The organism is Kitasatospora sp. NPDC101801 (assembly GCF_044766665.1).
Classification (GTDB): Bacteria; Actinomycetota; Actinomycetes; order Streptomycetales; family Streptomycetaceae; genus Kitasatospora.
In genome coordinates this window covers 48,456-69,972 of the sequence record NZ_JBIWML010000002.1, presented here as the reverse complement: position 1 = coordinate 69,972, position 21,517 = coordinate 48,456, and the positions used below count along the sequence as shown (strand labels likewise).

Genomic DNA, 21,517 nt, shown 5'->3' with positions numbered 1-21,517 from the left:
CGATGGCCGGGCGCAGGTTCATCGTCGAGGCGGACGGCGGGTCCCGGGGCAACCCCGGCCCGGCCGGCTACGGCGCGGTGGTCCGGGACGGGGACACCGGCCAGATCATCGCCGAGGCGGCCGAGTACATCGGGCGCGCGACCAACAACGTGGCCGAGTACAAGGGCCTGATCGCGGGCCTGCGGGCGGCGCACGAGCTGGACCCGGAAGCCAGGGTGGACGTCCGGATGGACTCCAAGCTGGTGGTCGAGCAGATGTCGGGCCGCTGGAAGATCAAGCACCCCGACATGCAGCCGCTGGCCGCCGAGGCCGCCACCGTGCTGCCGCGCTCCCAGGTGAAGTACAGCTGGATCCCGCGCGAGAAGAACAAGGACGCGGACCGGCTGGCCAACGAGGCGATGGACGCGGGCAAGGCCGGCCGGCAGTGGGAGCCCAAGGCCCGCCCGGCCGCGCCGGTCGCCCCGGTGGACGAGCCGCTGCCCGCGCCCGCCGCGCCGAAGGCGGGCTGGGCCGGCCCGGCCGACCTCGGCACGCCGACCACCTTCGTGCTGCTCCGGCACGGCGAGACCCACCTCACCCCGGAGAAGCGGTTCTCCGGCAGCGGCGGCTCCGACCCGGCGCTCTCCGAGAAGGGCCTCTGGCAGGCCGCCCGGGCCGCCGAGTCGCTGGCCGCCCGGGGCACCGTCCAGGCCGTCGTCAGCTCGCCGATGCAGCGCACCCGGCAGACCGCCGAGGCGGTGGCCACCCGGCTGGGCCTGGAGGTCCGGTACGAGGACGGCCTGCGCGAGCTGGACTTCGGGGACTGGGAGGGGCTGACCTTCGCCGAGGTGCAGGAGCGCCACCCCGAGGACCTGGCCGCCTGGCTCGGCTCGGCCAAGGCGAAGCCGACCGGCAGCACCGAGAGCTTCACCACGCTGACCCACCGGGCCGGGGTGGCCCGGGACAAGGTGCTGGCCCGCTACGCGGGCAAGACGGTGCTGGTGGTCTCGCACGTCAGCCCGATCAAGACGCTGGTCCGGCTGGCCCTCGGAGCCCCGCCGGACTCGCTGTACCGGATGGAGCTCTCGGCGGCCTCGTTCTGCGCGGTGCAGTACTACGCCGACGGCAACGCCTCGGTCCGCCTGCTGAACGACACCTCGCACCTGCGCTGACCCGCCGGAGGGGCGGTCCGCCGCCCCTCCGGAACGGTCACTCCCCGGTGCTGCCGACGATCAGCCCGCCCGCCCTGGTCGGCGACCACGTCGAGGAACCAGCCGCGCTCGACGTCCGCCAGGTGCCGGACCAGCCCGAGCAGTGAGATCGCCGACGGCGGCACGGCCCTGGTCCGCAACTGACCGGCCGTCAGCCCCCTGGACGGTTCGGTCCTGCTCTGCTCATCCCGGTGCGAGCCGGCCCGGGGTTGTCCCGAGCGGTGGACTCAGTGGATCTCGGTGACCACCACATCGAGCTGCCACGCCTTGCGCGCGGACCCCTCGGCGGAGACCTCGACCCGGTAGCCGAGCCCGGCCAGCGCGTCCACCAGCTCGCCCGGCGAGGCCGGCTCGAGCCCGGCGTTCAGTAGGTCGCGGACCAGCCGGCCCTTGGTGGCCTTGTTGAAGTGGCTCACCACCGAGCGCTTCAACTCCCCGTCCACCTCGCGCTCCTGGAGCACCCGCACGGTCGCCGTCCGGGCCGCGGTCTCCCCGGCCGGCTTCCAGGCCGCGGCGTACGCCGCGCTCCGCAGGTCCAGCACCAGGCCCCGGCCCGCCACCTCGGGCAGCACCTCGGCCATCTCGCGCCGCCAGTACGCTCCGAGCGCCCCCAGCGGAGGAAGTTTCACCCCCATCGAGCACCGGTACGGCGGAATCCGGTCGCCGACCCGCACCGCGCCCCACAGCCCGGAGAACACCAGCAGCGAGCGCTCGGCCAGCGCGTACGCCGCCTCGTCCAGCTTCGCCAGCCCCAGCGCGTCGAACAGCACCCCGGTGTACACCTCGCCCGCGGGCAGCGCCCCGGCCGCCCGCAGCCCGGCGTTCTTCGCCACCTCGCCGCGCAGCCCCTCGCTCAGCCCGAGCACCCCCCGCGCCGTCTCCGGATCGCCCTCGCACAGCCCGACCAGCGCCTCGAACACCGCCCGCCGCCCCGCCGTCAGCCCGGGCAGCGACAGCTCCGCCAGCGCCAACGGCACCCCGGCCTCCGCAGCAGCCTTCCCCTCCGACGGCGGCAACAGCACCAGCACGGCGACACCCCTTCAACACTCTGTGGCAACGAACGCTCCCACTGTACGTGCCGCCCGGTCCGACAGGCCGTCAGCTCCCGGCGGCCGTACGCTGCCAGCATGCCGCGTCAACAGCTGAGGATCAGGGCCGCCGACACCGCTCGGATCAACCGCGAGCTGACGGAGCTGCGGGAGGGGCTCGGGCTGCGGACCGAATGGCCCACCGAGGTGCTGGCCGAGGCGGACCGGGTGGCCGGGGTGCCTCGGCTGCCGGAGTTCGACGCCACCGACCTGGCCCTGTTCACCCTGGACCCGCCCGGCTCGATGGACCTGGACCAGGCGATGGGCCTGAGCCGCCGGGGGAGCGGCTACCGGGTGCACTACGCGATCGCCGACGTGGCCGCCTTCGTCCAGCCCGAGGGCGCGATCGACACCGAGGCCAGGCGCCGGGTGCAGACCCTCTACTTCCCCGACACCCGGATCCCGCTGCACCCGCCCCGGCTCTCCGAGGCCGCCGCCAGCCTGCTGCCCGGTGAGCTGCGGCCCGCGCTGCTCTGGCAGCTCGACCTGGACGCCGACGGCCTGGTGCTGCTGGCCGACGTCCGCCGAGCACTGGTCCGCTCCCGCCGCCGGCTGGACTACGCGGGCGTGCAGGGCGCGATCGACTCCGGCGCGGCCGACGACCAGCTCCGGCTGCTGGCCGAGATCGGCCGGCTGCGGGAGGCCGGGGAGGCGGACCGCGGCGGCGTCAGCCTGCCGATCCCCGAGCAGGAGGTGGAGCCGGCGGACGGCGGCTACCGGCTGGCGTACCGGGCCCCGCTTCCCGCCGACGGCTGGAACGCGCAGATCTCGCTGCTCACCGGCATGGCCGCCGCCGAGCTGATGCTGGACGCCGGGGTCGGCCTGCTGCGCACCCTGCCCGCCGCCCCGGAGAGCGCGTACGCCCGGCTCGGGCGGATCGCCAAGGCGCTGGAGGTGGACTGGCCGGAGGGCACCCCGTACCCCGTGCTGATCCGCTCGCTGGACCCGGGCCGGTCGAACCACGCCGCATTCCTGAAGGAGTGCGCCGGGCTGCTGCGCGGCGCCGGGTACCAGGCCTTCGACACCGCCCAGGGCGTCGCGCCGCCGGCCGACCCGGGGCACGCCGCGCTGGCCGCCCCGTACGCGCACTGCACCGCGCCGCTGCGGCGGCTGGCCGACCGGTACGCCCAGGAGATCTGCGCGGCGGTGGCCGGGGGCACCGACATCCCGCACTGGGTGAGCGAGCAGCTGCTCGGCGTCCCGGCCCTGATGGCGGCCGGCGACCGCCGGGCCCACGAGGTGGAACGGGCCTGCGTCGACCTGGTCGAGGCCGAGCTGCTGCGCGGCCGGGAGGGCGAACGGTTCGACGCGGTGGTGGTCGACATCGACGAACGGCGGCCCGCCAGCGGCACCGTCCAGCTCCGGGAGCCCGCCGTGGTGGCCCGCTGCGAGGCGGACGAGGGCACCCGGCTGCCGCTCGGCGAACGGATCAAGGTCCGGCTCACGCTGGCCGACCCGGTCACCCGGACCGTCCGCTTCGCGCCCGCCTGATGGACTCCCCGGGGGAGCTGGACCGCCGTGGGCGGCTGCTGGTGTTGGGCATCTGCTGCCTGAGCCTGTTCATCGTCGGGCTGGACAACACGGTGGTGAACATCGCGCTGCCCGCCATCCGGCGCGAGTTCGACGCGCCCGCCTCCGGCCTCCAGTGGATCATCGACGCGTACACCCTGGTGCTCGCCTCGCTGCTGATGCTGGCCGGCTCGGTCGCCGACCGGATCGGCCGCCGCCGGGTGTTCCGGGCCGGGCTGCTGCTCTTCGTGCTCGGCTCACTGCTGTGCAGCCTGGCGCCCTCGCTGGAGTGGCTGGTGGCGTTCCGCGCGGTCCAAGCGGTGGGCGGCTCGATGCTCAACCCGGTGGCCATGTCGATCATCACCAACACCTTCACCGACCCGGGCGAGCGGGCCAGGGCGATCGGGGTCTGGGGCGGCGTGGTCGGCATCAGCATGGCGCTCGGGCCGCTGATCGGCGGCTTCCTGGTGGACAGCGCGGGCTGGCCGTCGATCTTCCTGATCAACGTCCCGATCGGGCTGGCCGCCTGTCTGCTGACCTTCCGTCACGTCCCCGAGTCCCGGGCGCCCCGGCCCCGGCGGCTCGACCCGGTCGGGCAGCTGCTGATGGTGCTGCTGCTCGGCGCCGGCACCGCCGTGATCATCGAGGGCCCGGGGCAGGGCTGGACCTCGCCGCTGATCCTCACCCTGGCGGCGGTCGCGCTCGTCTCGCTGCTGGTGCTGCCCTGGTGGGAGCGGCGGGTGCCCGAGCCGCTGATCGACCTGCGGTTCTTCCGCAGCGCCCCGTTCACCGGCGCCACCGTCACGGCGGTCTGCGCGTTCGCCGCGCTCGGCGGCTTCCTCTTCGTCAACACCCTCTACCTGCAGGAGGTCCGGGGCTACGGCCCGGTCGAGGCCGGCCTCTGGACCCTCCCGATGGCCGGGCTGACCCTGGTCGCCGCCCCGTTCTCCGGCCGGATCGTCGGCCGGTACGGGCCCCGGTACCCGCTGCTCGGGGCCGGCGCGGCGCTGGCCGCCAGCGGGCTGCTGCTCACCCGGCTGGCGGCCGACTCGTCCGCTTCGCTGCTCCTGCTCGCGTACGCCCTGTTCGGGCTGGGCTTCGGGCTGGTGAACGCCCCGATCACCAACGCAGCGGTCTCCGGCATGCCGCTGGCCCAGGCGGGGGTGGCCGCCGCGGTCGCCTCGACGAGCCGTCAGATCGGGCAGTCGCTCGGCGTCGCGGTGATCGGCACCGTGGTGACCAGCGCCGTCACCGCCACGGTCGGGCTCCCGGCCGCCAGCCACGCGGGCTGGTGGATCATCACCGGTCTGGGTCTGACCGTCCTGCTGCTCGGCTGGGTCACCACCACCCCGTGGGCGGTCGGCACCGCACACCGGGTCGCCGCCGGGCTCGACCCGTCGCGGCCGCAGGAGCCGTCCCGGCCGCGTCCCTAGCCACGGCCTGTCCGGGGCGCGGTCCCCGACCGGCTACGATGACCAGTACGGCGGACGAGCCGGCCGGGCGGTCGCGTCGGGTCCCTTCGGGGGCTCGCCGAGGAACGTCCGGGCTCCACAGAGCAGGGTGGTGGGTAACACCCACCCGGGGTGACCCGCGGGACAGTGCCACAGAGAACAGACCGCCCCCGGCTTCGGCCGGAGGTAAGGGTGAAACGGTGGTGTAAGAGACCACCAGCGACCGAGGTGACTCGGCCGGCTCGGTAAACCCCACCCGGAGCAAGGTCAAGATCGGTGCCTTCGGGCACCGTGCGCGGATGCACGAGGGCTGCTCGCCCGAGTCCGCGGGTAGACCGCACGAGGCTGTCGGCAACGGCAGCCCTAGATGGATGACCGCCTCCCCGGGCCGCGCAAGCACCCCGGGAGACAGAACCCGGCGTACAGGCCGACTCGTCCGTCGTCCAGCTGAGGAAGCGCCCCTGACCTGCATCATCGCAGGTCAGGGTCTTTCTGCGGAGAGGCATGAATGTAGCGGAATGATCACTCTCCGTGTCCATTCGGGCCTGTTCCTCGCTGCTGTGTGGCGTTTGAGTGGCGATGGCGACGCAGCTCAGGCGAGGTCAGACCGCGCGCTCGATGGCCTCGAAGATGTCCGAGTCGGTCTCCTGCTGCCAGTCGGGCAGGTCGTCCCAGTCCGCGATGTAGCCGGGCTTGGGGTCGGCGATGTGCTTGTGAATCTGGGTGATCCAGCAGATCGCTACGAAGCGTCCCTTCTGCTCCCGGCTGAGCTTGGCCGCGTTGCCAGCACTTGCGTGAATCAGGTCGCGAACCTGGCCAAAGACAGCGGCGGCACACTCGCGTTCCCAGGTCGGGGTAGCGTCCCAAGGCGCGATGTAGCCCGCCTTCGGTTCGCCCGGGTAGTGCTTGGCCACCCCTGCGATCCACGCCTCTCGGAAGATGCGGCCGTCGGTCGTCATGCAGTCGTCCTTGTCGTTAGGCAGCGCGGGAGAGCGCCGAGATCTGGTGGTGCAGGTCTGAGACTCTGCCATCGGCCATGAGGGGGGCAAGGCGTAACTGGAGTCCCTGCAGCTTCTTTCCGATGAAGCCGGACCCCGTCTGGCCGGCCAGCTCTATCGCGGCTCGGCTGTAGTGGAGTACCTGATCCACGTCACGCTGCTGAGCACCCAGCGCAGCAAGTTCGGCAAGCACTGCGCCGCGGCGGCGAAGGGAGAGCTTCTGACTCAGGGCTGCGGTCAGGGACTGCTGGGCGAGGTCTGGCCGGCCGAGTTCGAGATAGCAGGTGCCTCGCTCCTCGGCGAGCCGAGAGCCATCGAAGCGCAGCCAGCCACCGTTGTGAATCCGACCGCCAAGGGAGTGCACCTGTTCGGCTGTGTCCAGGGCGCGATCGCACGCCGCCAAGTCGCCAAGGCCCGCGTACGCCTCCGCTTGTACTGCGGCCACCCAGTATCGGGTCGACAGCGCCCCATCTCCCCGTTGGGCGATCCTGGAAGCCGCTGACAGGATCGGCGCTGCCACTGTGAACCGGCGCTCGTACAGCTCGATGAACGCATGGCGCGTCATCGCGCAGGCCCACAGGTCGAAGTTTTCGGCCTCCTTGGCGGCGCTGGCAGCGAGCGCGTAGCAGTGCGCCGCATCGGTGTACCGGTTGCCGTCGAAGAAGATCTCTCCGGCGAGCTGGTAGAGATCGCCAGTGAGCGCGCAGAGCTGCCGACGCTCTCCCTCGGTCCGGGCGTCCCCCAACTCCTTGGCGAGGACGCCCAGCTGGTGTCTGACCAACGGATACACGGACTGTTTGGACGCTGAGAGAGCGAAGAGCAGCCACAGATGGGAGTTCATTGCCTCGGCTGGGCCAGCAGGAGGCTGTGTGGAACTTGTTCCCGCAGCCGCTTCAGCACGCGGCAGCGTGATCAGCGCACCGGTTATGGCGAGTAGGCCAAGGACATCGCGGCGTTTCATATCGTCAACATCACCAGTGTCGAGATGAGATTCGGAGAGGGCCGGGTCAGTAGTCGCTGTCGGCTGTGATGTGAGAAGTGCGTCCAGCTCCGATGCAGTGACCTTCAGCAGCATGGCGATCTTCGGCCGTTGGTGGGGCTGTGGAGTTGCCCGGTTGTTTTCCCAACGCACGACCGTAGACGTGGCGATCCCGAGACGGTCAGCGAGCCCTTCCTGACTGTAGCCCAGCGCTGCCCGCCTCCCGGCAAGCCCATCCCGCTTGGACGTCATACCGCTCCGCTCAGTAAGAGACATCATCCAAGGTCAGCGCCCTGACGCTCGGAAAACGCCTGACGGACGCTTCAACTCTGCTCTGGGAGACCGTAACTGATCGCTGTTCACTGGTCATGCTCCGTTTCAAGTCGGGGGCCGCTCGCACGGCCCCGTACCCCGGCCAGCCATCCTCCCGGAGGTCCCAATGCCCAGCCCGGTCCCTGCTTGGCTGACAGCGCCCTTTGTTCCGACCCCCACCCGCGAATCGGTTCCCGAGGTCGATCTCCTGCCGTGGCGGCCGGCCGTGGGGGACCTGGTGGCGGACCTTCGGGGCCCCACGCCGCTCCGTACGCCGCTCCTGGTGGTCGAAGTCGGCTTGTACAGCTGCAACTTGGAGCTTTGGTCGGGTTCCGAGTGCCGGGAACTCGTTCGGTCGTCCGAAGAGGTCGAGCCGTACCGGCACAACGATCAGGAGCTCTTCGGCTACCCCGTGCAGACCTTGGGAGGTCCGGTTGACGACGTACAGCGGTGGCAGGCCCCGGCTGACGATCCCGGTCTACCGTGTGCGGCCTGACGGCAGCCGAACGCAGGTCGAGCAGTCCGATTCGGGCAGCTTGATCGCTCCCACTTCGAGCGTCCGGCCTGCCCGTGGTTGTCCGCAGCATCGTCCCGGCAAGGCGGGGCGGGACCCGGTCGAGAAGCAGGCTTCGTGACGGAGCCCGACGAGCTGGGTGACCCCGCCTCCCTGAGGGAGGTGAGGGCGGACCAGATGATGAACGAGTACCGCGATGGCCAGGAGCGCAGTCTCCGCCGCAGCACCAGCGGAGCCGAGACCTGGTCCTGCGCTGCCGCTGCCGTTCTGGTGTTCGCAGCGCTCGCCTGGCTGCTGACTGCTCACCGGTAGCAGAGGACAGCTACCCCACAGACCGCCCGCTCTGGCCGCTGTCACCGACAGAGGCTCCCCTCGCCATGGCCAGAGCGGGTCAGCACACGCACCACGTACGACCGTTCGGTGCCGACCGAGCGGTACGAACTTCCAGTTGGAGGAACGTGAATGAGTACCACCACCATCAACCCCAACGCCGAGCTGGCCGAACTGGGCAAGTTCTTCGAGGTCGCTGCGCGGCGGTTCGCGGCCGGTGAGGCCGCCCCCGAGATGTTCTCGACCGCGATCGACGCGGCGTGGCACAACCTCGCGGCGGACTCCGAGGCGCACCGCAAGTTCAGCCTGGAGCACGCGGACCGGGAGCTGGTCCACGTGGAGTCGGCCGGTCACGGCGTGATCACCTGGGTGAGCGCGTACGAGGAGGCGTACGGGCCGCTGCCCGAGCTGTGGTTCACCGACGCGAGCGGCGTCACCGACACCAGGGCCCTCGCGGTGTACCGGGAGACCGGGACCGTGGTCGCGTCGTGGTCGTGCGGGCCGGCCGACGGCGACGTGGTGCCGGAGAAGACCGAGCGGTGATCAGCAGCATGACCGACGGGGCGTCCCGGCCGACCGCCGGGGCGCTCCGCCTCATCGAGAGCAGGTCGGAAATCCCGGAGAGCGTCAGCGTCGGGGCGTACCTCGGCGCTGTGGGCGAGCACTGCCCGTTCCTGGACGGCTCGCGTAGCCGCGGCCTGACCGGGTGGACGGTCTACCGCATCGCCAGCGGTGCCAACCGCTACGCCGTTGAGGCTGAGCTCTTCTACGCGGGCGTGCAGGCCGCGGAGCGGCTTCGGCCGCTGATGGGCTTGCGACACGGCCAGCTCCGTTGCGAGAACCTCGTGCTCCTGGGCGACGTAGTCGACAACTCGCACCAGGAACTGCTCGCGTGGCCGCACTGGGGGCTGAAGAACCTTTACTCCGAAGTTGGCGTCATGTTCGGCAAGTTCGCCAAGGGGGTCGTGGAAACCGACAGGTTCGGCAGGTGTATCCCTTCGCCGCCGTTCACGTTCCTGACGGTGCGAGCGTCGGTGAGGCGTCTCGATCCCGGCTTCCTGAGAGCGACCCCGCTCCTGGCGTCCTCGCTCGCGGAAGCCGACGACGACGGGCGCGATGTGTTCCGTGAGATCCCTTGTGAGTGGGAGGCAGTAAAAGCATGGGCGAGTTCGTTGCCGCAGCCGCAGCAGCACTGAGGCGTGCCGAGAGCCTTTGTGGCCCTCTCGACCTCAAGGAGGTGTCCAGCCGTCGGGGCGCCTCCGTGTGGAAGGCATCCGGGCCGATGGGCGCTGTGGCCATCAAGGTTGGCGACGGTGAGGCGTACGAGAGCACCGTTCGTGAGGCCGCAGTCCTGGACCAGCTCCGGGAGTACCGGGTCTGGGCCGAGGCGTTCGAGGGCGGCGTGTGGATGGTCAGTCCCTGGGAGGACGGCCCTTCGACGTGGAAGGTCTTCGCGCCGGCCCGAAGGGGGCCGGACGGGCGAGAGGCCGCACTGCGAGGGGCGGTCGATCTGTGCCAAGCCGTCTCCGACTTCCACCTCTCGGGATGGGTGCACGGGGATCTGCAACCGACGCATGGCATTCACACCGAACACGGGGTTCGGCTCATCGACTTCGCGTGGTCGTGGCAGTGGCGGCTGGAACCGACGTGGAGCGAGTTCAACGGGGCCATGTTCCATCTCATGGCGCCCGAGCTGGCTGCCGGGATCGAGGCCGGAGAGCAGCCGGCCCGAACGCACCGGCCTGCTGAGGTCTACACCCTCGCGGCAACCCTCTGGGCCTGCGCCACGGGTGACTGGCCGCTCGATTACGCAGGGGTGGGTACCGAGCGGCGCGCCGTTGACCCGCTGGAGCTTCGGAAGGTCATCGCCACCAGCATGGTGCCGCTGGCCTCGCCGGATGTCTGGCCCGAACTCCTGGCTGTTCTTCGGCCGGTGCTGCTGTCTTCGGCTGGAGACCGTCCGACCGCCCTCGAACTCGCCAGGGCCCTGGCGAACCTGAACTGACCGCCGTACACGAGCTGCCCGAGCGGTGGCAACCCGAGGAGAAGCGTAAGTGAGGCCGGGTTGGCTCAGGTGATGGGCGCGGTCCAGGCCGCGCGCCAGGTGACCGGGCCCCCGGGCATCCACGGGACGGAGACCCTTTTCGGCCTGGAACTGCCGTGCCACGGCGGCGGACTTGGGCCGTAGAAGCCATCCACCGCGATGTCCCAAGTCACTGGCCCGCATGCGGGCCTGCCGGGGCTTGACGCTCGGGCTGTAGACCGGCGCCCTTGCCGGGGGTGTAGACGAAGGCCGCCCGGGTAGCCGGGCGCGTCAGCGCCGGTGTCGTCCCGCGGGGTGTGGCGATTGAGCGGCGATCCGAGCCCCTGGCTGGACGTCTTCCCAGCTCGGCGCACTCAGGGAGACAGAACCCGGCGTACAGGCCGACTCGTCCGTCGTCCAGCTGAAGTTGGGCCCCCGGCCTGCATGGTTACAGGTCAGGGGCCCTTCTGCTGCCCGGATCGAACATGGCGAACCGAGGAGCTGCGTCCTGGGGTTGGGGAGCAGGCTGCGGGCGGCCCGGACGATCTTGTGCGGTAGCCGTGGGGTGCAAGAGGCTGGCGTGGTCGGCGACTGGTCAACTAGGGTCCCCTCCGGCACATCGGAAAGATCATTTGGGGGAGATCATGGCGGAGCAGGTTCCGGTTCGGAAGGGCGGGTCGGCGGCGGCCGGTTGGGCGTTGACGATCGGGTGCAACATCGTCGCGCCGGTCATCACGTACAACCAGCTGGTCGAGCACGGCCACAGCGAGGTGTCCGCCGTGCTGGTGTCGGCGCTGTGGCCGGTTGTCGACATGGCGATATACCTGGCCTGGCACCGGCGGATCGACGAGTTCGCCGCGCTGTCGCTGATCTTCCTCGGGCTGACCGCGCTGGTGGCCGTGGCCGGGCCGCAGTCGGCGCAACTGCTGCTGGTGAAGGAGTCGTTGGTCACCGGGCTGTTCGGGGTGGTCTGCCTCGCGACGCTCGCCGCGCCCCGGCCGCTGATGTTCTACTTCGGCCGGAAGTTCGGCACGGACGGGACGGCGGAGGGGATCGAGCGCTGGAACGGGCTCTGGGCGCTGCCCGGCTTCCGCAAGGTCCAGCGCAATCTGACCATCGGGTGGGGTGTCGTCTACGTCGCCGAGGCGGCGGTCCGGGTCGCGCTGTCGTACGAGCTCAGCACCGGCGCCATGGTGACGCTCAACTCCGTTCTCTCCTATGCGGTCACGGGCGCGCTGATCGCCTGGACCCTGCTGTACGCCAAGCGCGCCCGGGCCCGTGGCCGGGGGGCGGCAGCAGCGGCGGCAGTGCCTGCCGCGGTGTAGCGCCGTCCCTGGCCCGGACGCCCCGGGGCGCCGCACACGGCAGTGGCGGTGGCCCGGGGCCGGCTGACGTGGTCTCAGTTTGCCTGCCTGTGCCGGCGAAGAGCCCGATCGACCGGGTGCGCGGCATCGGGACCGAACGGTCTGTCAGGTGATGGCGAGTCGGCGCACCAGCAGTTCCACCCGCTGCTCGGCTTCGGCAGGTGGGAGCCGTCCGGCCCGGGTGAGGGTGGCCAGTCCGTGTAGGGCGGCCCAGAAGGTCTCGGTGAACAGTCCCGGGTGGACGCCCGGTCCGGCGACTGCGGCGAGGGTCTCCAGCAGGGCGGCGAAGGCGTCCTTGAGCGGCGCGGGGGTGTCCTGGTGCGCGAAGGCCAGGCCGCCGTCGAGCTGGAACATGGCGTCGTAGACCGCCGGGTGGTGTTCGGCGTAGTCGAGGTAGGCGCGGGCGAGGGCGGTGACCCGGGCGTGGGGGCTGTCCGCGGCGGCGGTCGCGGCGCGCAGTGCGGCGGCCATCTCGGTGGCGCCCTGGAGGGCGACGGCGCCGATGATCTCGCGTTTGCCGCGGAAGTGGCTGTAGAGGACGGGCTGGCTGTACTCGATGCGCTCGGCGAGCCTGCGGGTGGTGACCGCGTCCCAGCCCTGCCGCTCGGCGAGTTCGCGGGCCGTCGCCACGATGAGGTGCTCGCGGGCTGCCCGTTCGCGTTCCTTGCGTTCCTGTACCGACATGACCCGATCCTAGCACTGCTAGACAAGGGAGCGGCAGCAGTACTACCGTGGCCACGTCATCTAGCGGCGCTAGATCCCAGGAGGGGTCACCATGCTCAACGCACTTGAGGTATTCACCACCGTGGTCGTCGGGCTGCTGGTGGGGGTGGAGTTCTCGGTCGCCTTCATCATCAACCGGATCCTCCGCGCGCTCCCCGAGGACAGCTACCAGCTCGGCCGTGCCCACGGGGGCCGGATGCTCGGCGCCCTGATGCCGTTCTGGTACATCGGCTCGCTCGTCCTCGCCGTCGTCTGGGCCGCCGGGCGGTGGCACCAGGCCGGTACCGGCCTGGTCGTCACCGGCGCCGGGCTGCTGGTCCTGAGCGTGGTCATGTCGATCCTGCTGCTCGTCCCGATCAACAACCGGAGCAAGTCGTGGACCCCCGAGAACCGGCCCGCGGACTGGCGGGAGCAGAGCGACCGCTGGGACCGCTACCACTACGCCCGCGTCGCCGTCCTGATCGCCGCCTTCACCCTGCTGGTCACCGCCCTCGCCTGAATCCGCAGGCCACTGCCCACCGCCCCCGTCGGCCGCCGCCCCGCCAGGGCGGGTGCGACGGGAAGGCCAGGGTCGCGGCGGGTCCGAAGGTGGGGTCCGAAGGTGGGGGCGTACCGCAAGGACGCCGTGGGGGACGGGCTCCACAGCGGGCGGCTGCCGGGGCCGGCGGAGGGCTGGAGGTGGCTGACGCTCAGGTTCGGTTCGTCTCCCCAGCTCCGGCCGACCATGATGCCGAGCGGGAAGACGGCCACGGTCAGGCCCACGACGAAGGTCAGCAGCCGCACAGGGATCATGGCGGATGGTAACTACGGAGCGCGATGCTCCGGAGTCCCGCGCTGGATCGAATCCTCCTGGCCAGGACCCGAGTTGACATGTGATCAGCTCAGAGGCGCCTCAGATCGGGACCGACGGGGGCTGGCTGACTCTCAGTCAGTTCGTCTGCCTATCCTGGAGCTGCCCGAACGGGGCGGGGTGCGCGGCATGGGGGTGGGACGGTGCGGATCGAGCGTCACCGGGTTGGCGAGGCTGCGGTGAGCAGCGCGGTGGAGAACTTCGCCGAGCGGATCGGGGGCGAGGTGCACCGGATGCAGCACGACGAATCCCCGGCCTGGGGCTGGGAGCTGGTGGCGGACTCGTTCCTGGACTACCTCGGTGCGCGGTCGGTCGACAGTCCTGAGCTGACCGGCAAGGACGCCAGGATCGCCTGCGAGTCGGCGGCGGCCGCGGCGGTGGGAGCGCTGGCGCTGGGCGTCGGCCGGGCCGGACCGCCGCACGTGTTCATCGAGTACACCGGCACCGGGGTCCCCTACGGCGAGGACCGGAAGGCCGAGGAGTCCGGCGAGGTGACCGCGCCCGCCTGGCTGGCGCCGTTCTTCCTCGCCTTCGTGGCCAGACTGTCGGACGAGCACGACGAGTTGTTCGTCGCGGCGGCCCCGCCGCTGCGCGGTCGGGAGCAGCGGGCCGACGTAGTGCTGGTGCACGCGCTGCTGGCGTACGTCTACGGCGGGGGCGAGCCGTCGGACGAGCTGTCCTCGGACGACCGGGTGGCGGTGATCGACGGGCTGGTCGAGGAGCTGGGCGAGGGCATCGACCGGCCGGGCCACCGGGCCGCACTGCGCACCCTGCGGGCGGTCGCGGCCGGTGACCGGGCGGGCTTCCAGCAGGCGCTGGCCCGGCAGTTGGAGTGCCACCGGCAGCGGTACGCGGGCCCGGCGGGGGACGATCCGGCGCCGCGTACGCTGCTCCCGTTCGACGCGATCGCCTTGGCCGCGATGGCCGAACGGTGGAACAGGTGGCCGGTCGAGGTCGAGTCGGACTACCTGCCGGCCGCGCTGGTGGGGGGTTTCCGGCAGCCCGCGCCGCGCGTGCTCGGGTTCGGGCGGCGGAAGCGGGCCGATGCGCTGGCAGCCCTGGCGGCCGGGCCGCTGGTGGTGCACCGGCCCGCGCACCCGTACGCCGAGGAGGCCGGTCGGCTGATCCAGGAAGGCTGTGCCCGGCGCGAGTTGGCGAAGTTCGGGGACCCGGAACAGAAGCCGCAGCACGTGATGCGGGCGCTGACGGGGCTGATGCGTGGGCAGGTGCTGGGCTTCCTGGAGCGGTCCGTGCTGGACCCGGACGGGCGGGATCCCCGGCAGTGGGAGATGCTGCGGATCGGTGCCGAGGCGGGCGGGGCCGCGTTCCGGCTGGCGCGCGGGGTGCCCGGCAGCGCGTACGAGGTGACGGTGGCCGGCACCACCCGGCGGCTGCCGGCCTGCACCGGCTCGTACGGGCCGGGGGCCGGGCACTGGAAGCAGGCGGTGGCGCTGGCGCTGATCACGGGGGAGCGGCGGCAGTTGGCGGACTGTGTGCTGGTGACCCCCGAACTCTTCACCGTGGGCTGCTACTTCGGGCCGGTCGACGCGTACGGCGCGGCGCTGCACGACTATCTGCGCGGGGTGGACCCGGTGCCCGCGGTGACCAAGGCGTTCGCGGTCTGTGCGGAGCACGAGCGCGGGCTCTACCTCGCCCCGCCGGTCAAGCTGCTGTCGCAGCTGGTGGAGGGTGACCGGGCGGGCTTCGCGCTGGCGCTGGCCGACGCGCTGGAGGCGCACCGCGAGCACTACACGGTCGGCGAGCTGCCTGCCGAACCGGACGCCCTGGTCGACCTGGACGTCCTGGCACTGGCCTGCCTGGTGCACCGGATGGGCTGGCCGGTGCCGGTCAGCTCGCCGTACCTGCCGGGGGGCCTGTTCCGCCGGCCGGGCTGACCCCGAGGGGTTGGGGGCGGCACCGGGTCGGCCACGGATCGCCAAGTCCGGCCCTGACCAGCACTTTCGATCTTGTACTTTCGTCCCTGGGCGGCTCTCGCCCGCCACCGATATCTCTGGTGAACGTGCCCTCGTCAGAGGCGCGTTGACGAGGTTTCGGGGGAAGAGAAGACGTGCGGGTACCTGTGTCACGGCTGGCCGGCGATGGCCGTCGGGGCGCTCACCCGGCTCGCCGCGTACCACCTGCTGCGGATCGTCCCCCGCAAGGCCCCGGGCGCCCACCGGCGGCCGCGCTCGCGCCGGTCCACGATCCCGCTCGCCCCGCACCGGCGGGTGGAGCGCACCGGCGCCGTCTGACGGCCGGTCCTGGCCCGGCCGGGGGTGACGACATGTCCATCATGACAGCTCAGGCGGCCTTTTCGTAGGACCAAGGGCACAGCTCAACGATCTTGTCCGGGCTGCCCGGTGACCCGCAGACTCGCCGTCATGAATCACTACGGGAACGTCGACCGGGATGCGGTTCTCCGAGCACAGGTGCTGCTGCTCGGGTCCGGCATCGGAATCCACCAGGAGATCGCGGCGTACCGGACACTTGCGGAGATCAGTCCGCTGACCTACCTTGCCCGGCTGGCCCGGGCACTGCTGACGTTCGGTCAGGAGCAGCTCGCCGGCCGACCGGAGGCGCAGCTCGCCGTCGCGCTGGAGGCGGCCGACGTGGCCAGGCGGCTGGCGGCGGTGGAGCCGCACCGGGACCAGCTGCTCGTCGACGCGTTGCGCGAGCAGGGCCGTCTACTGGAGGCCCTGGGGCGGCCGGACGAGGCGTCGGCGGCGCGGCGGGAGCTGGCCGAGGTCGGCCGACTCGGCTTCGCGGCGGGCCGGTTGGAGGGCCCGACGGGTGATCCGCGCCCGTTCGGGCGCCGGGGTGCGTCCGGTCGCTGACGCCGACCTGCCGGGGTGGGTCGCCGCGAAAGGATGGAAACTTTCTTTACCTTTCGCGGCGGCCACCCGGCTGACCAGGTGGAACAGCCCATCGATCGGGTAAAGAGCGGCTGCTGACTGCCGATCAGTGACGGCAGGAGCTCTTGACGGCCCCATTGGTCCAGTCCAATCTGGCATCTGTCGTACCCAGGTACGACCCCGAGGGCTCCCCATCCCCCACCGGGTGGCCCGTCTCCCCGAGTCGGGTCGCTGCACCGCCGGAAACCCCACTCATCCGGAGGAACGTCACCCATGCTCGAACGAGCCCTGCCCGGGCGCCCTGTCGCACCCCGGGCCACCTCACGGCGCAGAGCGGGCGCGCTCGCGCTCGCTGCCGCGCTCTCCACCGGCAGCGTCGCGGTGGTCGCGTCACTCGACTCGGCCTCCGCCGCCACGGTCAATCTGCTGTCCAACGCCGACTTCGAGGCCGGTTCGCTGACCGGCTGGAGCTGCGCGGGCGGCAGCGGGTCGGTGATCGGCAACCCCGTGCACGGCGGCTCGTACGCGCTGAGCGCGGCGGCCACCGCCAGTGCCACCGCGCAGTGCCAGCAGACCGTCACCGTCCAGCCCAACACCACGTACACGCTGGCAGGTTGGGTGCAGGGCAGCTACGTCTACCTGGGTGCCACCGGCACCGGGGTGAACGCGCAGACCTGGACCCCCGCCGCCACCGGCTGGAGCCAGCTCTCCACCAGCTTCAAGACCGGGGCGGGTACCACCTCGGTGACCGTCTTCACCCACGGCTGGTACGGCCAGGGCACCTACCGGGCCGACGACCTGACGCTGACCGGCCCGGGTGGCGCCAGCCCGTCGCCGAGCGTCAGCGTCTCGCCGTCCAACAGCACCAGCCCCAGTCCGAGTTCGAGCCCGAGCGGCAGCCCGAGCGGCAGTGCCAGTCCGAGTTCGAGCCCGAGCGGCAGCCCCAGCCCGTCGAGCAGCCCGACCGGCCCGGTCGGCGACGGCAAGGTGAGCACGCCCACCGGCCTCAAGGTGGAGCGGACCACGCACAACGCGGTGGTGCTGTCCTGGCAGCCGTCCACCGACCAGACCGACAACGTCCCGGCCTACAAGGTCTACCGCCAGGGACAGTTGGTGGCCACCTCGATGGGCACCAGGGTCACCGTCAGCTCGCTGCTGCCCGGCACCACCGCGAGCTTCAGCGTGCAGGGCTACGACGCGGCGGGCCACGCCTCCGGCCAGTCCGTGCCGGTCACCGCGACCACGGCGGCGGCCCCGGCGGCTGGCCCCTACCGCTCGGCCTACTTCGACCAGTGGGGCGTGTACGAGAACACCTATTTCGCGAAGAACGTCGACACCACCGGCTCGGCCGCCAAGCTGGACGTGATCACCTACGCGTTCGCCAACATCCACCCCACCTCGCACACCTGCTTCGAGGCCGTCAAGGCGTCCGACGCGGGCCACGAGGACAACCCCAACGCGGGTGACGGCGCGGGCGACGCGTACGCCGACTACCAGATGGACTACACCTCGGCGACCAGCGTGGACGGCACCACCGACGTCTACGAGCAGCCGGTCAAGGGCAACTTCAACCAGCTCCGCCAGCTCAAGGCCAAGTACCCGAACCTGCGGCTGACCATCTCGATCGGCGGCTGGACCTACTCGAAGTACTTCTCCGACGCGGCCTCCACGGACGCCAAGCGGAAGGCCTTCGTCTCCTCCTGTCTGACCATGTTCCTCAAGGGCGACCTGCCGAAGAACGTCGCGGGCGACCCGTCCGGCGGCGTGGCGGCGGTGGCCGGTCTGTTCGACGGGGTCGACCTGGACTGGGAGTACCCGGCCTCGGCCGGCGGCCACACGGGCAACCACACCTCGGCCGCCGACAAGCAGAACTTCACCCTGCTGCTCAAGGAGTTCCGCGAGCAGCTGGACGCGTACGGCGCCCCGCTCGGCAAGCGCTTCCTGCTCACCGCCGCGCTGCCGGCCGGGCAGGACAAGATCCAGTACCTGGAGACCGACAAGATCGGCGCCTACCTGGACTACGCCGACGTGATGACCTACGACATGCACGGCGCCTGGGACGCCAAGGGCCCGACCAACCACCAGGACCCGCTGCACGACAGCCCGGCCGACCCGGCCACGCCGATCACCCCGGGCAGCCGCAAGTACAACGTGGACACCGCGCTCACCGCCTACACCACCGGCCTGCCGGAGTACGGCATCCCGGGCGGCTTCCCGGCCGGCAAGCTGGTGCTCGGCATCCCGTTCTACTGGCGGGGCTGGACCGGTGTGCCGGCCGGTGCCGACTTCGGTCTCTACCAGACCGCGACCGGCCCGACCCCGGCCAAGCCGCTCAGCCAGGAGGCCGGTCTGGCCGCCTGGCGGGAGCTCACTCCGACCGCGGCCACCACGCACTGGGACCCGGTGACCGAGAGCTCCTGGATCTACGACGGCACCAACTTCTGGACCGGTGACACCCCGCAGGCCGTCCAGGCCCGCGGCGCGTACGCCAAGTCCAAGGGGCTGGCCGGAATGTTCGCCTTCGCCCTGGAGAACGACGACAACGCGGGCAGCCTGCTGAACGCGATGTCCACCAGCCTGAACTGACCCCGATCGGCCGCGGCCCGCACTCCCTCCCCGGGGTGCGGGCCGTCGGCGTCCCTGAGCGGTTTTCGGCCACCACCCCAAGACGGGGTAGGGGTGCCGCCCCCCGGCAGGGGGAGAGGCGGTTCGGTCTCCGGGAGGAGAGCGGGTGGACCTGGGGCGGACGCGCACGAGGGGCCCGGCTGTGAGAGTGGAGCAGCCGGAAGGGACTCCGGGCGTGCTACCGAGGGGAACTGAGTGATGCTCAACGGACGGACCCGGACGGGTCTTCGGGCGGCGGCGGTGGCGCTGGCCGCCGCCACGGTGGTGGGCGTGCCGGCGCCGGTCGCGGGGGCGGCCGGCGCCGACGGGGCGGCGCCGGCCGGGGCGGTGGCGACCGCGCGGACCGACCGCGCGGCGCTCGACCGGGCGCTGGGCGACGTGGTCGCCGTCGGCGGAGCCAGTGCCGCGCTCGGCCGGGTGGTGCAGGACGGCCGGACGGTCTGGCAGGGCGGGGCCGGGAAGGCCGATCTGGACAGCGGTGCGGCGGCCCGGGCGGACGGCCGGTTCCGGATCGGCAGCACCACCAAGACCTTCGTCGCCACGGTGGCGCTGCAACTGGTCGCCGAGCGGAGGGTGCAGCTGGACGCGCCGATCGAGCGCTACCTGCCGGGTGCGGTGCCGAACGGCGGCAACATCACGGTGCGTCAGCTCCTCAACCACACCAGTGGCCTGTACAACTACACCGGTGACCCGAGGCTCGGCCTGAGCGAGGAGGCACTGCCGCAGTGGGTGGCCACCGGGCGGTGGACCAGCTACCGCCCGCAGGAGCTGCTGACGATCGCCAACGAGCACCCGCCGGAGTTCCCGCCGGGCACCGCCTGGTCCTACTCGAACACCAACTACATCGTGGTCGGGCTGCTGATCGAGAAGATCACCGGCCGCAGCTGGCAGCAGGAGGTGGAGCGGCGGGTCATCCGGCCGCTGGGCCTGCGGGACACCACGATGCCGGAGACCTCGACGGCGGTCCCCGGGCCGCACGCCAAGGGCTACCTCAGGCTCGGCGACACCCGGGCCGACGTGACCCGGTTGAACCCGTCGATGGCGGGCGCGGCGGGCGCGGGGATCTCCACCACCGCCGACCTGGCCAGGTTCAACGCGGCGCTGCTCGGCGGCCGGCTGCTCCGCCCGGCCGAGCTGACGGAGATGAAGACGCCTTCGCCGCAGGCGCTGGCGGCCGGGCTGGCGTACGGTCTCGGGCTCTACCGGTCCACCCTGCCGTGCGGTGACTTCTGGGGGCACGACGGCGGCATCCCCGGGTACTCCACCCTGCTGATGGGTGATGCGACCGGCCGCCGGCAGATCAGCTCCTCGGTCAACCCGCTGGACGGCACGGCGGAGACCGGACGGGTCGTCGGGGCGCTGACCGCGACGATGGCCTGCGGTCCGGGCACCCCGGCCGCAGCGGCCGCTCCGGGCGTGAAGCTCGGCTGAGGACTGGGGCGGGTGCGTCCGACGGGGGTGCGCACCCGCCCCACCGGGTCAGCAGCTCAGGTTCGAGCCGGCCACCGTGCCGAGGATCTGGACGAAGTTCTGGTACGCGTTGATCCGGCTCTGCACCTGGGCGGGGTTGCCGCCGTTGCACTCCAGCGAGCCGTTGATGCTGCGGATCGTCTCACCGAAGCCGTAGCCGTTGACCATCGCGTTGTGCGGGGTCATGGTGCCGGGGCCGCTCTGGGTGTTCCAGTACCAGAGCGCGGTCTTCCAGGCCACGGCCGCGTCGGTCTGCACCAGGTTGGGGTTGTTCAGCAGGTTGATGCCGAGCGCGTCCCCGGCCGCCTTGTAGTTGAAGTTCCAGCTGAGCTGGATCGGACCGCGCCCGTAGTACGCGGCCTGTCCGGCCGGGCAGCCGTACGACTGCGAAGTGTCGCAGTAGTGCGGGTAGTTGGCGGTGTTCTGCTCGACCACGTAGACCAGTCCGCCGGTCTCGTGGTTGACGTTGGCCAGGAAGGCGGCGGCCTCCTGCCTGCGGACGGTGTCGCTCCCGGTGGCGGCGAAGCCCGGGTAGGCGCTGAGTGCGGCGGTCAGCCCGCTGTAGGTGTAGAAGGAGTTCCGGCTCGGGAACATCTGGTTGAACTGGGCCTCGCTGACCGGGAATCCGCCGGGGTTGGCGGTGGGCGTCGGGGTGGGGGTCGAGCCGCCGCCGCAGGTGTACGGGTCCCAGTACCAGGTGCTGATCACCGGGTCGTAGCCCGGGTTGTCGTGCTCGGCGACGTAGTACTTGCCGTCGGTGTACCGGACCACGGTGCCGGTGGTGTAGGTCTGACCGGCCACCCAGGCGGGGTAGTTGCAGGTGCCGCCGGTCGGCGTCGGGGTCGGCGTGCCGCCGCCTCCGCCGCAGGCACCCTGGTCGGCCCAGACGCCCGAGCCGCCGGTGCTCGGGGCCTCGCCCTGGGTCCACCACTTGGCGGACCAGTTGTGCCCGTTGTACGAGGCGGTGGTGCCGCCCACGTAGACGGCGGAGGAGTTCCAGGCGGTGGTACAGCTCGCGGCCGAGGCGGCGGCGGGCATCAGGAGGGCCAGGCCGACCGCGACGGCCATCGCGGTGAGCAGGGCCAGGAGTCGTTTTATCGACACTTCATCACCCCTACGTGCGGTGGGGGCCGCACGATCGACTACAGATGCGTCCGGTGTGGGGGGCCCGCCGGGAAGCGGGGCCGGTACGGGACTGTGTGAGGGGACTCAACCGCAGTGGTCTACACCTGTCAAGAG

Annotated in this window: 19 protein-coding genes, 1 other RNA gene and 1 pseudogene; 15 read left to right on the top strand and 6 right to left on the bottom strand. The window is 71.5% G+C overall.

Annotated elements, in window-relative coordinates; all coding sequences use genetic code 11:
- The first annotated feature begins 2 nt into the window (after positions 1-2).
- Complete coding sequence (locus ACIRPK_RS04575) at positions 3-1,151, top strand: bifunctional RNase H/acid phosphatase (protein ID WP_403032930.1); 1,149 nt, start codon at positions 3-5, stop codon at positions 1,149-1,151.
- A gap of 77 nt (positions 1,152-1,228) precedes the next feature.
- Here ACIRPK_RS04575 and ACIRPK_RS04570 read toward each other — a convergent pair.
- A pseudogene (locus tag ACIRPK_RS04570) lies at positions 1,229-1,348 on the bottom strand (DUF664 domain-containing protein); the annotation flags it as partial.
- A 69-nt stretch (positions 1,349-1,417) separates the two neighbouring features.
- Entirely contained in the window at positions 1,418-2,218 is an 801-nt protein-coding gene (gene yaaA / locus ACIRPK_RS04565) for a peroxide stress protein YaaA (protein WP_403032927.1), read from the bottom strand.
- Between the two features lie 99 nt (positions 2,219-2,317).
- On the opposite strand from yaaA, the gene ACIRPK_RS04560 reads away from it, so the two are divergent.
- From ACIRPK_RS04560 to rnpB, 3 genes are all read left to right on the top strand, one after another.
- A complete protein-coding gene (locus ACIRPK_RS04560; RefSeq protein ID WP_403032924.1) occupies positions 2,318-3,769 on the top strand; it encodes an RNB domain-containing ribonuclease in 1,452 nt (483 codons plus the stop codon).
- Positions 3,769-5,220, top strand: a complete 1,452-nt coding sequence (locus ACIRPK_RS04555; RefSeq protein ID WP_403032922.1) for an MFS transporter — start codon at positions 3,769-3,771, stop codon at positions 5,218-5,220. The genes ACIRPK_RS04560 and ACIRPK_RS04555 overlap by 1 nt, the downstream gene beginning before the upstream one ends.
- Positions 5,221-5,275: 55 nt before the next feature.
- An RNA gene (rnpB, locus tag ACIRPK_RS04550) (RNase P RNA component class A) lies at positions 5,276-5,677 on the top strand.
- Between the two features lie 163 nt (positions 5,678-5,840).
- Here rnpB and ACIRPK_RS04545 read toward each other — a convergent pair.
- Together ACIRPK_RS04545 and ACIRPK_RS04540 are read right to left on the bottom strand one after the other, a co-directional pair.
- Entirely contained in the window at positions 5,841-6,197 is a 357-nt protein-coding gene (locus ACIRPK_RS04545; protein ID WP_403032919.1) for a hypothetical protein, read from the bottom strand.
- Between the two features lie 16 nt (positions 6,198-6,213).
- A complete protein-coding gene (locus tag ACIRPK_RS04540) occupies positions 6,214-7,467 on the bottom strand; it encodes a helix-turn-helix transcriptional regulator (RefSeq protein WP_403032916.1) in 1,254 nt (417 codons plus the stop codon).
- A 691-nt stretch (positions 7,468-8,158) separates the two neighbouring features.
- Here ACIRPK_RS04540 and ACIRPK_RS04535 point away from each other — a divergent pair.
- The 5 genes from ACIRPK_RS04535 (at position 8,159) to ACIRPK_RS04515 (ending at position 11,719) form a co-directional block, all read left to right on the top strand.
- A complete protein-coding gene (locus ACIRPK_RS04535; protein ID WP_403032914.1) occupies positions 8,159-8,353 on the top strand; it encodes a hypothetical protein in 195 nt (64 codons plus the stop codon).
- 150 nt (positions 8,354-8,503) lie between these two features.
- Positions 8,504-8,914, top strand: a complete 411-nt coding sequence (locus ACIRPK_RS04530; protein ID WP_403032912.1) for a hypothetical protein — start codon at positions 8,504-8,506, stop codon at positions 8,912-8,914.
- Complete coding sequence (locus ACIRPK_RS04525; protein WP_403032909.1) at positions 8,911-9,567, top strand: hypothetical protein; 657 nt, start codon at positions 8,911-8,913, stop codon at positions 9,565-9,567. The genes ACIRPK_RS04530 and ACIRPK_RS04525 overlap by 4 nt, the downstream gene beginning before the upstream one ends.
- Positions 9,568-9,653: 86 nt before the next feature.
- Entirely contained in the window at positions 9,654-10,376 is a 723-nt protein-coding gene (locus ACIRPK_RS04520; protein ID WP_403033725.1) for a hypothetical protein, read from the top strand.
- A gap of 662 nt (positions 10,377-11,038) precedes the next feature.
- Entirely contained in the window at positions 11,039-11,719 is a 681-nt protein-coding gene (locus ACIRPK_RS04515; protein WP_403032906.1) for a VC0807 family protein, read from the top strand.
- A 144-nt stretch (positions 11,720-11,863) separates the two neighbouring features.
- Here ACIRPK_RS04515 and ACIRPK_RS04510 read toward each other — a convergent pair whose 3' ends face one another.
- Positions 11,864-12,442 (bottom strand): TetR/AcrR family transcriptional regulator, encoded by a 579-nt coding sequence (locus tag ACIRPK_RS04510; protein ID WP_403032903.1) that lies wholly within the window; start codon positions 12,440-12,442, stop codon positions 11,864-11,866.
- Positions 12,443-12,533: 91 nt separating this feature from the next.
- On the opposite strand from ACIRPK_RS04510, the gene ACIRPK_RS04505 reads away from it, so the two are divergent.
- The 6 genes from ACIRPK_RS04505 to ACIRPK_RS04480 all read left to right on the top strand — a co-directional run bounded on the left by ACIRPK_RS04505 (position 12,534) and on the right by ACIRPK_RS04480 (position 20,239).
- A complete protein-coding gene (locus tag ACIRPK_RS04505) occupies positions 12,534-12,980 on the top strand; it encodes an anthrone oxygenase family protein (RefSeq protein WP_403032900.1) in 447 nt (148 codons plus the stop codon).
- Positions 12,981-13,474: 494 nt separating this feature from the next.
- A complete protein-coding gene (locus ACIRPK_RS04500; protein WP_403032897.1) occupies positions 13,475-15,226 on the top strand; it encodes an immunity 49 family protein in 1,752 nt (583 codons plus the stop codon).
- 204 nt (positions 15,227-15,430) lie between these two features.
- Positions 15,431-15,583, top strand: coding sequence for a hypothetical protein (locus ACIRPK_RS04495; protein ID WP_403032895.1), 153 nt, complete (start codon positions 15,431-15,433; stop codon positions 15,581-15,583).
- A 129-nt stretch (positions 15,584-15,712) separates the two neighbouring features.
- Positions 15,713-16,165, top strand: a complete 453-nt coding sequence (locus ACIRPK_RS04490) for a hypothetical protein (RefSeq protein WP_403032892.1) — start codon at positions 15,713-15,715, stop codon at positions 16,163-16,165.
- A gap of 291 nt (positions 16,166-16,456) precedes the next feature.
- Complete coding sequence (locus ACIRPK_RS04485) at positions 16,457-18,769, top strand: glycosyl hydrolase family 18 protein (RefSeq protein ID WP_403032890.1); 2,313 nt, start codon at positions 16,457-16,459, stop codon at positions 18,767-18,769.
- Positions 18,770-19,006: 237 nt separating this feature from the next.
- On the top strand, positions 19,007-20,239 hold the full coding sequence (locus ACIRPK_RS04480; RefSeq protein ID WP_403032887.1) for a serine hydrolase domain-containing protein: 1,233 nt from the start codon (positions 19,007-19,009) through the stop codon (positions 20,237-20,239).
- A gap of 48 nt (positions 20,240-20,287) precedes the next feature.
- On the opposite strand, the gene ACIRPK_RS04475 is transcribed toward ACIRPK_RS04480, so the two are convergent.
- Entirely contained in the window at positions 20,288-21,382 is a 1,095-nt protein-coding gene (locus ACIRPK_RS04475; protein WP_403032885.1) for a glycoside hydrolase family 19 protein, read from the bottom strand.
- Positions 21,383-21,517: the final 135 nt, after the last annotated feature.

Excerpts from the sequence above, each read along its gene's own strand:
- ACIRPK_RS04545 (WP_403032919.1), bottom strand. The coding sequence starts at position 6,197 with ATGACGACCGACGGCCGCATCTTCCGAGAGGCGTGGATCGCAGGGGTG.
- ACIRPK_RS04505 (WP_403032900.1), top strand. The coding sequence starts at position 12,534 with ATGCTCAACGCACTTGAGGTATTCACCACCGTGGTCGTCGGGCTGCTG.
- ACIRPK_RS04510 (WP_403032903.1), bottom strand. The coding sequence starts at position 12,442 with ATGTCGGTACAGGAACGCAAGGAACGCGAACGGGCAGCCCGCGAGCAC.
- ACIRPK_RS04495 (WP_403032895.1), top strand. The coding sequence starts at position 15,431 with ATGGCCGTCGGGGCGCTCACCCGGCTCGCCGCGTACCACCTGCTGCGG.
- ACIRPK_RS04560 (WP_403032924.1), top strand. The coding sequence starts at position 2,318 with ATGCCGCGTCAACAGCTGAGGATCAGGGCCGCCGACACCGCTCGGATC.
- ACIRPK_RS04485 (WP_403032890.1), top strand. The coding sequence starts at position 16,457 with ATGCTCGAACGAGCCCTGCCCGGGCGCCCTGTCGCACCCCGGGCCACC.
- ACIRPK_RS04540 (WP_403032916.1), bottom strand. The coding sequence starts at position 7,467 with ATGACGTCCAAGCGGGATGGGCTTGCCGGGAGGCGGGCAGCGCTGGGC.
- ACIRPK_RS04490 (WP_403032892.1), top strand. The coding sequence starts at position 15,713 with ATGAATCACTACGGGAACGTCGACCGGGATGCGGTTCTCCGAGCACAG.
- ACIRPK_RS04480 (WP_403032887.1), top strand. The coding sequence starts at position 19,007 with ATGCTCAACGGACGGACCCGGACGGGTCTTCGGGCGGCGGCGGTGGCG.
- ACIRPK_RS04515 (WP_403032906.1), top strand. The coding sequence starts at position 11,039 with ATGGCGGAGCAGGTTCCGGTTCGGAAGGGCGGGTCGGCGGCGGCCGGT.
- ACIRPK_RS04530 (WP_403032912.1), top strand. The coding sequence starts at position 8,504 with ATGAGTACCACCACCATCAACCCCAACGCCGAGCTGGCCGAACTGGGC.
- ACIRPK_RS04575 (WP_403032930.1), top strand. The coding sequence starts at position 3 with ATGGCCGGGCGCAGGTTCATCGTCGAGGCGGACGGCGGGTCCCGGGGC.
- ACIRPK_RS04520 (WP_403033725.1), top strand. The coding sequence starts at position 9,654 with ATGGGCGCTGTGGCCATCAAGGTTGGCGACGGTGAGGCGTACGAGAGC.
- ACIRPK_RS04555 (WP_403032922.1), top strand. The coding sequence starts at position 3,769 with ATGGACTCCCCGGGGGAGCTGGACCGCCGTGGGCGGCTGCTGGTGTTG.